This window comes from Microcoleus sp. Pol12B4, assembly GCF_036701385.1.
Classification (GTDB): domain Bacteria; phylum Cyanobacteriota; class Cyanobacteriia; order Cyanobacteriales; family Microcoleaceae; genus Microcoleus.
The window spans coordinates 22,200-33,657 of record NZ_JAUBQR010000046.1 but is presented as its reverse complement, the minus strand read 5'-3'; the positions used below and the strand labels follow the sequence as shown (position 1 = coordinate 33,657).

5 protein-coding genes and 1 pseudogene are annotated in these 11,458 nt (G+C 48.9%); 2 read left to right on the top strand and 4 right to left on the bottom strand.

The window, feature by feature from the left end; genetic code table 11:
• Nucleotides 1-215 (bottom strand): annotated as a pseudogene (locus QUA38_RS09195) (preQ(1) synthase); the annotation flags it as partial.
• Between the two features lie 145 nt (nucleotides 216-360).
• Between QUA38_RS09195 and QUA38_RS09190 the strand changes: the two are divergent.
• Nucleotides 361-957 (top strand): hypothetical protein, encoded by a 597-nt coding sequence (locus QUA38_RS09190; RefSeq protein WP_333161053.1) that lies wholly within the window; start codon nucleotides 361-363, stop codon nucleotides 955-957.
• An 84-nt stretch (nucleotides 958-1,041) separates the two neighbouring features.
• Here QUA38_RS09190 and speD read toward each other — a convergent pair whose 3' ends face one another.
• Nucleotides 1,042-1,464: an adenosylmethionine decarboxylase gene (gene speD, locus QUA38_RS09185; protein ID WP_006633984.1), complete on the bottom strand. Its 423-nt coding sequence runs from the start codon at nucleotides 1,462-1,464 to the stop codon at nucleotides 1,042-1,044.
• A gap of 537 nt (nucleotides 1,465-2,001) precedes the next feature.
• Between speD and QUA38_RS09180 the strand changes: the two genes are divergently transcribed.
• Nucleotides 2,002-6,927 (top strand): ATP-binding protein, encoded by a 4,926-nt coding sequence (locus QUA38_RS09180; protein WP_333161051.1) that lies wholly within the window; start codon nucleotides 2,002-2,004, stop codon nucleotides 6,925-6,927.
• A gap of 353 nt (nucleotides 6,928-7,280) precedes the next feature.
• Here the strand turns inward: QUA38_RS09180 and QUA38_RS09175 are convergent, their stop codons facing one another.
• Together QUA38_RS09175 and QUA38_RS09170 are read right to left on the bottom strand one after the other, a co-directional pair.
• Entirely contained in the window at nucleotides 7,281-8,342 is a 1,062-nt protein-coding gene (locus tag QUA38_RS09175; RefSeq protein WP_333036031.1) for a pentapeptide repeat-containing protein, read from the bottom strand.
• A gap of 1,490 nt (nucleotides 8,343-9,832) precedes the next feature.
• Entirely contained in the window at nucleotides 9,833-11,041 is a 1,209-nt protein-coding gene (locus QUA38_RS09170; protein ID WP_333161049.1) for a histidine kinase, read from the bottom strand.
• Nucleotides 11,042-11,458: the final 417 nt, after the last annotated feature.

The following is an 11,458-nucleotide window of genomic DNA, read 5'->3' as shown; positions in this document are numbered from 1 at the left end:
ACATAAGTAACGTGAATTGTCGCAAAATCTGGATAGCCAGAAAATGGACACTTGCAAGTAAACTCCGGCAAAGTAATGTTAATTGAGTAGCGTCGCCCGACTCGCGGATTCGGGAAAGTAATTAACTCCCCTTCCAAAATCTGGCGTTCGCCGTATTTCATTTCCTCGGTGCTTGACTTTTGCGACATACTTTGTTCGGCTGCGTAGTTGTTCATAGCGATTGACTAATAACTTGTAACATTAAATTAAATTTACGTTCAATATCTGTAACAAATATCTTGACGAATTGTGTTGCGATCGATCTAATTGCAAATACTCTCAGGCTAAACTAAAACAAGTTCACCCTCGCCATCTACAATTATGCAAAATACTACCTTATCTGACAATACTTCCCCTGAAAACTCAAATAGTTACTCTCCATCGGTACCAATTTCCCTCTATCGAGAAGTCACGGCAGAGCTGCAAGCAGCCCAAGCGATGGTGGACTCCCTCAAAACCCACAATCAGCAATTAGTCCAACAAAATCAACAACTGCGGCGAGAAGTAGAAACAGTAGTTCAAGTATCCCAACAGTTACAGCAAGTAGTCAACTCTGCTCAGAGTGTCACCCAGACAGGGATGCCTCAGATGCCCTCAGTCAAATTCAATTTCAGCATTGAACCTCCGCCCCCAGCACCTGCAACTTCGCGGACTAACTCTACGGTACCTCAACCACCTCATACAGTGGCTTTCCCCTTCCCACTACCGGAACCGGAGCCAAAAGGCTCCCCGATGCCGCAGCCACTTCCAGAAAAATTATTTACAGAGGTGCCGGAAACTCCTTACCGTGTGATATCTCAAGCCAAAAAAACCTCAGACTTAAGCGGATTGTGGTTGGCCATCGCGATTTTTCTGATTGTCATTGCAGCTTTCGGCGCAGGTTATTTAGTTGTCCGCCCTTTATTAATGAAAAAGTAAATTCCAACAAGAATCCCACGGCTCAAGCCGTGGGATTTTAAACAAAACCTAGCATAAAATATTCAAAGTTACGCTAATTGGCCATCATCCTCTCGCGGCACTCGTTTCTACTGAACGAGGGGCATACTGCTCTTCACAAGCAGAACCTACGATTCCCACCCCTGGCTCGAAACCGCGCGTGAACTCAGTGAGTTTTACCTGTTTAGCTTCCAAAGCTGTCTGTAGCACCTTCATGGCTCGGTGAGGGTCGCCGGCGCCGCAGAAAAATAAGTCTGCAGCAAAATAACCGTGTTCAGGCCAAGTATGGATTGCTATATGAGACTCTGCCAAAGTAGCAGTAGCTGTCACTCCGTGAGGACTAAACTGGTGTACGCACAAATCGATGAGAGTAGCTCCTCCGGCTTCGATCGCATCGAGAATAGCGCGGCGGATACGTTCAGGATCGTTGAGCAGGTCTCCTGGAGACTGCCAAGCATCAGCGACCAGATGGGTTCCCAATTGTTTCATTCTGCGGGGTTTTACCTCTATTGATGTTAAGTCTCAAACCTTTTAAGGTTAACACGATGCCAAAAATTTTGCAACTATATTTCACAAAGAAAAATGAAGATTAGGAGAAATACCTACCACCAAGCGCTGGCTGTATGGTGGGGTCAAACTGTCTCACAGGCAGATGCCACTACTGGAATTAGTATTATTTCAGTGCTGCCTTGTTCTTCTCAAACCACCTTTTTTGATTAAAGCGATCTCTGGTTTCCATGGGCTAAAAAAAACCAAAGCTCGATCGTTCCGGCTGTGACGGAATTGAGATGATATCGAAATGCCAAAGATGGACGGCTATGCTCTCATGCGTAAAATTCGACACAGCCTAGACGATCGCCCGGCGGGCAGATTCCAGCGCTCGCTCTGGCAGCCTATGCTGTAAAAGTTGACCAGCAACAGGCGCTCGCCGCTGGGTTTCTGGCGTCACCTACCTAAACCCGCCCGGTCAGCAGAGATAATGAAGATCGTTGCCCGTTTCTGTGGGCCCAATGGAAAGACAACCCCATGATCGAGCAGTATCAACTCGTTGAACAGATTTTTGCAGGAAATAGCGAGATGGCGATGCTGATGCGATCGCACGACTGGTCGCTTTCCGCCCTTGGTGCCGTTGAAACCTGGCCTCAAAGCTTGAAAACCGCGATTCGGATCATCTTAGGCTCTCGTTACCCCATGTTCGTCTGGTGGGGACAGCAGATGACCAAGTTTTATAACGATGCTTACATTCCTATCCTCGGCAAGCGACATCCGCAAGCACTAGGTCAGCCTGCCTCACAGGTATGGGCTGAAATCTGGGACACGCTAGGACCGCAAGCAGAAGCGGTTTTGAACCAGGGACAATCGACGTGGAATCAAGAATTGCTTCTGGTGATGGAGCGCAACGGGTATACAGAGGAAACCTACTTTACCTTTTCCTACAGTCCGGTGGCGAATGATGATGGCCCAGTGGGGGGCATTTTCTGCGCCTGTAGCGAGGACACTCAGCGCGTTTTGAGCGATCGCCGCTTGGCAACGTTACGCGAATTAGCAGCAGAAACAGTCACGGCCAAGACGTTAGAAGCAGCTTGCGAGATTTCCGCCACCGTATTGACCAATAACGCCTATGACATCCCGTTTGCGCTGTTTTATCTACTCAATGACGAAAGCGAGATCGCACGACTCGCGGGTACAACAAGGTTAGCAGCCGGAACCCTTGCCTCTTGTGAGGCGATCGAGCTTACATCCGCCCAAAAGTGCCAGTGGCAATTGAAGCAAGTCATGGAGACGGGCGAAAGCAGAATCATTGAAGATTTGGAGGCGCAATTTGGACTTTTACCGGGCGGCGCGTGGTCCCAATCTCCCCATCAAGCGGTAGTTCTACCGCTAGCTCGATCGGGAGAAACCTTCGGGTTCCTGATTGCTGGAGTGAGTCCGCTTAGAACGTTTGATGATGATTACAAAGGTTTTTTCGACTTGATGGCAGGGCAGGTGACAACAGCGATCGCCAACGCCCAAGCTTACGAACAAGAGCGTAAACGCGCCGAAGCATTAGCTGAGTTAGACCGTGCTAAAACCACGTTTTTTAGCAATGTGTCTCACGAATTCCGCACGCCACTCACCTTAATGCTGGCTCCCTTAGAAGAGGCGATCGCGAATTTGAATGGAACAATTCCACCTCAAGAACGCGAACAATTACAGTTGGTGCAGCGCAATGGAATGCGACTGCTCAAACTCGTCAATAGCTTGCTCGATTTCTCACGCATCGAAGCAGGTCGAGTCCAAGCATCTTATGAACCTGTAGATTTGGCAACCTATACGGCGGAACTTGCCAGCACCTTTCGATCGCTGATTGAACGGGTGGGAATGTCGCTGATTGTTGACTGTCCTACTTTGCCGGAAGCGATTTATATCGATCGCGAAATGTGGGAAAAAATCGTTCTCAATCTATTATCAAATGCTTTTAAGTTTACCTTAGCAGGAACAATTACTGTTCGATTGCAGTGCGTCGAAAATGGTGTTGAATTATCAGTTGCAGATACAGGACTCGGTATTCCGTCCGAAGAACTACCGCATTTATTTGAACGATTTCATCGAATCAAAAACTCGCAAGGCCGGAGTTTTGAAGGCTCTGGCATTGGGCTATCGCTAGTGCAAGAACTCGTCAAACTACATAGGGGAGCGATCGATGTCAGCAGCACTTTTGGGCAGGGCAGTTGCTTTACGGTGACGATTCCCACCGGAACAGCTCATCTGCCGCCGGAGCGCATTGGCGCCAGCCGCACGTTAGCATCAACGGCGTTAGGGTCGATGCCCTATGTCGAAGAAGCTCAACGGTGGTTGCCAGAAGGCGATTTTAGATTAGAAGAATGGAGCATGGCTCCATCCACTCATGAACTCGTCAATCAACCCGCTCAATCTAAAATCCCAAATCTAAAATCAAATATTCTCTTGGCCGATGATAACGCTGATATGCGCGATTATATTCGGCGACTCCTGAGCGGTTCTTATATTGTTCAAACCGTCGCCGATGGCGTTGCCGCATTGACTGCCATTGAGAAGAATCCACCCGATTTGGTATTGACAGATGTGATGATGCCGGGGATGGATGGGTTTGAGTTGTTGCGATCGCTGCGTTCTAATCCCGCAACCCAAGACATTCCCATCATTCTATTATCAGCCCGCGCGGGCGAAGAAGCGCGTATTGAAGGACTCGCAGCCGGCGCCGACGACTATCTGATTAAACCGTTCTCGGCGCGTGAACTGCTGGCAAGGGTAGAAGCAAGTTTGAAGCTGGCACGGCTGCGGCAGGAAGCCACTGTGCGAGAGCGAACCATTCTGGGGCGCGTAACCGATGCGTTTATGGCAATGGATCTCGACTTTCGCTTGACCTATGCTAATGAAGCCGCACAACGAGTGTCGCGAACTCCCCTAGAAGCAATGCTGGGCAAAACGATGTGGGAAGCCTTCCCAGGCACGATCGGCAATCAGTTTGAAGTCCAGTATCGCCGATCGCTCAGCGAGCAAATCGCGGTGGACTTTGAGGAATATTATGCTCCGTTTGATTTGTGGGTTGAGGTTCGCGTTTATCCTTCCCCGACTGGGCTGTCTCTTTTCTTCCGGGATATCAACGATCGCAAAAAAATTGAGCAGGAACGGGAACGGTTTCTGGCCGTCGGTTCGGATTTGCAAGTGATTACGGGCATAAACGGGTATTTCCACTGGGTCAGCCCAACCTTTGAACGAACCCTCGGCTGGACACCAGACGAAATGACATCCCGCCCCTGGACTGAGTTTGTCCACCCAGACTACCTCAGCGCCTCCATTGCAGAAACCGATAGTCTGTTCTCCGGTAACGAAACCTTTACGTTTGAAAACCGTTACCGCCACAAAGACGGTTCCTATCGCTGGTTTCTCTGGAATGCCCAGCCGTACCCAGAAGAACAAGTGATTTACGGCGCTGCCGTTGATATCACCGAGCGCGTGCGCGTTGAAAACGAGCGCCAACGGGCCCAAAAAGCCTTGCGTGAAAGCGAGGAGCAGAGTCGGAATATTCTGGAGAGCATTGGTGAAGCATTCTTTGCCGCGGATGATAACTGGCGGGTCACCTACGTCAATCAATTTGCCCAAACATTGCTCAATCGCACTCCGGGTGATTTGATTGGCAAGAATTTATGGGAAGAATACCCAGGACTGATTGGTAGCGAGTTTGAGCCGATCTATTGGAGCGCCATGCGCGATCGCGTGCCTGCGTCACTGACGGCGTTTTATCCTGACCACGATCGTTGGTACGAAGTCCGCACCTACCCTGCCACACAGGGAATCACCGTTTATTTCAAGAATGTCACCCATCAAATTCAAGCCGAAGCAGTCCTGCGCCAAACGTCCGCCGAACTCGAACGACAACTGCAAAAGTTCAACGCCTTTAAGTCTTCGGTGCCGGACTTTATTTATACATTCGATTTGTCCGGGCGGTTCATTGATATCAACAAGCCGTTGCTCGATCTTTGGCAAAAATCCTTCGCTGAAGCCATTGGCAAAACTTTTTTTGAATTAGATTACCCAGTGGATTTAGCTGTCAGACTGCACCATCAGATTCAGAAAGTGATTCAGACGCGCCAACCGCTTAAGGATGAAACGCCATACACCAGCGCGTTCGGTACAAGATCTTACGAGTATATTTTTGTGCCCGTGTTTGATGCAGAGGGTGCTGTGGAAATGGTAGCGGGTGTAACGCGCGACATCACAGATCGCAAGCAAGCCGAAGCTGAACGCGAGAAGCTTCTGCAACAAGAGCAAAGCGCACGAGAAGTCGCCGAAACCGCCAACCGCATCAAAGATGAGTTTTTGGCGGTGCTGTCTCACGAGTTGCGATCGCCGCTCAATCCGATTCTCGGCTGGTCGAAGCTGTTGCAGCAAAACAAACTGGGCGCTGCAAAAACGGCTAGCGCCCTTGCCTCGATCGAACGCAACGCCCAACTCCAGTTACAACTGATTGATGACCTGCTCGACATCTCCCGCATTCTGAGCGGCAAACTGAGTTTGAATCGGATGTCCGTTGATTTGAATATGGTGATCTCGGCCGCCTTGGAAACCGTTCGGCTAGCAACCGAAGCCAAGTCGCTGGAAATTAAAACAACCTTTTCACCCTCCCAGGGAATGGTAATGGGCGATTCCGGGCGTTTGCAGCAAGTAATCTGGAATCTTTTATCCAATGCCGTGAAATTCACTCCTCAAGGCGGGAAAATTAGCGTTAGGTTAACCCAAACTGGAACTTATGCCCAGATTCTTGTCACCGATACTGGAAAAGGCATCAATCCTGAGTTTCTGCCTTATGTGTTTGAGCATTTTCGGCAAGAGGATGGAGCCATAACTCGTAAATTTGGGGGTTTGGGATTGGGGCTGGCGATCGCACGTCAAATTGTGGAATTGCACGGCGGCAAAATTTGGGTTGAGAGTAGGGGTGAAGGACAGGGAGCCACCTTCACCGTTGAACTTCCCCTCTTGCATACCGCGAATCCGGTTGAAGAAGTTGCCGATACAACTGAAGCTCGATGGGACGATCTTCACCTGGCCTCTGTGCGCGTGTTGGTTGTGGATGATGAACAGGATTCAGGCGATTTTGTGGCGTTTGTAGCGGAAGAAGCCGGAGCCAAAGTGACTGCTGTTGGGTCTGCGATCGAGGCGTTACAACTGCTCTCAACCACACCCTTCGATATCCTCCTGTGCGACATCGGAATGCCAGATATGGATGGCTATATGCTAGTGCGGCAAGTGAGAGCTCTACCACCAGAGCAGGGCGGGCAAATTCCGGCGATCGCCCTGACTGCTTATGCTGGAGACTTTAACCAGAACCAAGCTCTTGCTGCTGGGTTTCAACGTCATCTTGCAAAACCTGTCGAACCCAATGAGTTAGTCGAAGCAATCGTGACATTGCTAAGGAAAGTGAATCGCTGACTGCGAATTGTAATAGATTGTCGATCGTCCACAATCTCTATAAACCCGCCCTGCACAACCAATAACTGACTTCTGACTCCTGACTCCTGAATTCTTTATTGTCAAAACTTTTGAGTTTTAAATTAAAGATTATTTAACTTAAAACTCAAAAGTTTTTTCTCTTAATCAACTCATCATATCAATTCCGGCTGAGCCGGAATGATATCAAATCCGCGCTTCATCGTCGGGCGTAAAGTCGAATCCCGATGCCAACAAATAATTCGCGCAATTTTCATTTTTTCAACCCCTCCTTCAACAGTCAACAGTCAACAGTCAACCGTCAACAATGATAAGGAGTGCAGCCGGAATCGATATCAATCCCGGCTGTGAGTAGCTCCATTCGGCAAAATTGCGCCGCCCAAAGCTGCTTCATTCAAATTATCAACATTCAAGCTGGCCCCAATCAAATTAGCCTCTGACAAATTAGTTCCTGTCAAATTCGCCCCTGTCAGAGAACTCAGCAGCAAACCCGCTCCCGACAAATTGGCGTGACTCAAATTCGCCCCCCGCAAATCCGCTTCCAGCAAGCTAGCACCTGCCAAATTTGCACCGCTCAAGTTAGCTCCCCGCAAAGAAGCTTTGTTCAAATTCGCAGCCCTCAAATCAGCATTGTGCAGAATCAAACCATTTAAATTAGCTTTACTCAAATTAGCTCCCTGCAAGTCGGCCCCGCTCAAATTAGAGCCATTTAGATTGGCCGATTGCAAGTCAGCGCCGCTCAAGTCAGCACCGCTCAAATTAGCAGCGCTAATAGAAGCCTCCCGCAGACTTGCTTCGCTCAAAGAAGCCCCAACCAAATTGACGCCGCTGAGATTTCCGCGATTGAGATAAGCCCGAGTTAAAGTTGCTCCGCTCAGGTTCGCCCCGGTCAAATCTACCTCGCTGAGAATCGCTCTCGTCAGATTTGCTCTACTTAAGTCAACCCCGCTCATAATTGCTCGGCTCAGCGTCGCCCCGCTCAAATTAGCCTCCGTTAGTTTTGAGCCGCTTAGCAAACAAGCTCCTACTAAACTCGCTCCCGTCATTACAGCTTTGCTCAAGTCAGCCTGAGACAATATTGCTCCGCTGAGATTTGCCCCGCTAAAATCTGCGGAGATCGCCACAGTTCCAGTTAAACTAGAACTCCCGAGGTTAGCTTCAATTAATTTCGCCTTAGACAAATTAGCCCCGCTCAAGTCGGCGGCGTTTAAATTAGCTCCAATCAGTTTGCTTCTAATTAAGTTGGCACCTTTCAAATTAGCGTTGCTCAAATTTGTTCGACTGAGATTAGCTTCACTCAAATGAGCTGCAATGAGGTTAGCCCCTCGAAAATCTCGTTCCCCGTTTCTATGTCTAATTAAAAGTTCATCGGCACTTAAAAGTTCAGTGAAATTCATAAAAAAATTGAGTGAGTTTCCTTAATCTCTCGATGTTCTATGTTGTGTGAAAGTTTGTACTATCGTGTTTGCCAGCCAGTTTTTTAAACTAAAACTGCCACATTAACAATTGTCAAAACTGCTTGATTTCTACCATCACCCTGCTCACCTAGTTATAATTTACGAAAATAAACCGGGTTCTGGTATAATCTGAGTTTGGCTAGCGCGGAAGTTATGAAAAAATCGCGTTTCTCGCCGCCTGTAAGTCCTGTAAGTATTATTTTGCTAGTAATTAGTTAGTTGTTAATGGTTAGTTGTTAATGGTTAGTTGTATTTATACTAACTGCTAACCACTAAATATTACCTGCTAACTCTTTACCAAAATACCGAGAAGTTGTCGATCGATCTTGTCAAGGTCGATCGAATATTTAGGGTATTGCTGGCGGCATCCGGGCCGCATTCTGACCCGAAAATTTGCCAGTACAGGCGATCGAATTTATGAGTGCAATCAAGAAAGAAGATATCGGAGCTTCAACCCCTAATGCCTTCTAAATAAGTGCTTTCTACCTTCGAGGAACCCGGACGGCAGCACCAGGCCAGCTCAGCTAGTGTCATCTCCCCCCACTGTGCTCCGTGCCAGTGAAAACCAACAGGAAGGCTGTTTCCCTCGGAGTGCTGAGCGAGTCGTCGGCGAAGCAAGCAATACGCTGTGCTGAGCCTGAGATTGCGCGAAAAAATGGATCGCGAGTCGTTCCCGTATTCTCGCGCTGCTGTGCTTGCTGTTAATGTTTTCTCGATCCATGAGCGCTTGCGGTTCTAATTTACAGAACTCTCGACACCAGACGCGCTCCCGGACATAAAAGCTGTTCCTGGGCTTCTCAAATGCTTCCCTGAGACATTCCCAGAAAAACTGTATTCATGCCGCAGGTCTTGCCAACAGCAATTGGGCTGCTACAGCCAAGCAATGACCAGCCTAAGTCTTGCGGGAAGGCGACGACAATATTATTCTAATAGTTGCCGACCACTGCAGGCCATACTCGGCACGCGGGACTGGCTACTTCACCTGTATAAGTTGCTCAAATTAGCTACCCATAATTAAAGATAGTCGCTCTTTGACTAACTGGGCAATATCTGTGGTAATTTAGGTCATTAAATTTGATAATACTGCGGGGTTTAAAATCGAGCAGTAGTGAGTGTTACAGACTAAAAAACCGCTGCGGATTTCTGCTGTAAAAATTCAGGGAGCCGATCGATCCTCCCGCGCAAAGCCGAGCTCACGGACTGGGCCCCTAATCAAAATTAAACTTTTGACAGGTGGCTTTTTTAAGTTCCCAGAACAAAACAAAAGCCGGCTTTCAGATAAAAAGCCGACTTTTGAGATAATTTTACCCACGAAGCGTAAAATCGCTAGCTCGCCGATGTTTGTTGGATCGCTTTCCACTATCCGAGTCCGCGAGTGCGACTACCCTGCAGAAAGTAGAAACAATAACCAAACAAAGTCTGAATTATTATTAAACCCGACGGTGGCCGGTGACGCCCTGATTGGGATCGTAGATATCAGCCGTAGTATCAACACCGGGAGTGCCAGGAGCGCCGTAATCAGCCCGATTACTATCTACGCTGGGATAGTCGTAGGTGTTCCAATGTTGAATACCTCCGCGACTCAGAATGCTTTCGGCTTGAGCGACTTCTGTTTCGCTGCCGTCAACGAGTACCAAGTAATCTCCTCTCGCCACGCGATCGTTGTATGCTCTAGCTTCCTCTTCGGGAATTCCCATACCGACTAAAGCTCCGATCAAGCCGCCTGCTGCCGCACCCAAAGCCGTACCGGCAAGTGTAGTGGCGATCGCCGTAGCTGAGGCTCCTGCCAGCATAATCGGTCCGATTCCCGGAATTGCCACTAGGCCCAGACCTACCAACAAGCCTGTCAAACCGCCCAAAGTACCACCTGTGAGTGCGCCCTTTGTGGCCCCTTCATCAGATTTGTTGTCCGCGCTGTCATGCACGTCAATGCCTGCGATGTCCCCTTTAGAGTCAGCATCCTTAGCGATGACCGAAACCCGATTCATGTCGAAACCGGCAGTTCTCATTTCTCCCAGTGCGTGTTCCGTCTCGCGGCGGGTTGAAAACACTCCCACTGCGCGCTTCTGGCGACCCGAAGCTCTGCGGCCGGTGTCTGCCGGCACATCGTAAATGCCCCAATCCTGAATGCCCCGCACGCTCATAATTCCTTCGGCTGTGGCAAGTTCGGCATCTGTTCCTTCTACGAATACCAAATATTCTCCACGCGAGACGCGATCGTTATAAACTTTAGCTTTTTCTTCGGGAACTCCTAAGCCGACCAAACCACCGACCAAACCGCCTGCTGCTGCCCCAATCGCGCCTCCGACCACAGTATCTGCCAGAAGAGTTGCGATCGCACCCCCTGCCATCACAGGGCCTACTCCCGGAATCGCTAGCGCTCCAATACTTCCGAGTAACCCAATCAAACCGCCCGTCACTGCTCCGGCTGTCGCGCCTGCTTTTGCGCCACCACCGACTTTCTCGTCAGTACCCTTACCAGCGCTAGCGCCCGCAATTTCGTTGCGATCGAGATTTTCCCCAACTACCGAAACTTTATTCATCGGAAACCCGGTACTTTGTAGCTCCATCAGGGCTAGTTCCGTATCTCGGTAAGTAGAAAATGCTCCTACAGCTCGCTTGTGTTGACCTAAAGCCATTTTCTTTCTCCTGCAAAATATACTACTTTTTCACAACCACAGAATTTATGCTCTGCTTGCTGCCATCAATCACATTTAGTCATTCTTTCCCAACAATTTTCATCGGTCGCTGGGAATAACTTCTGTCTCTATCTTCAGGCTGGTTTCCAACTAATTATCCGGGATGGGAAATCGGAAATTAGGAAGGGGAAGGTGTAGGTCTTGCGGGAGTTTTGAGTTCATGAATTTTAGCTTCAATTTAAACTCTTTAACTTAAAACCACGCTCTCCCTAGAGAGTCACCTAAGCGTTGCGATCCGCTGCGTTGCGATCCGCTCCAAAAGCAATCTTACAATGCCAAACTTTACCCTCTATCCTCAGACTTCTCTCCTAGATAACTACATCCTTTTCCCTTCTTTTCCTCGGACCTCTTCCTTCA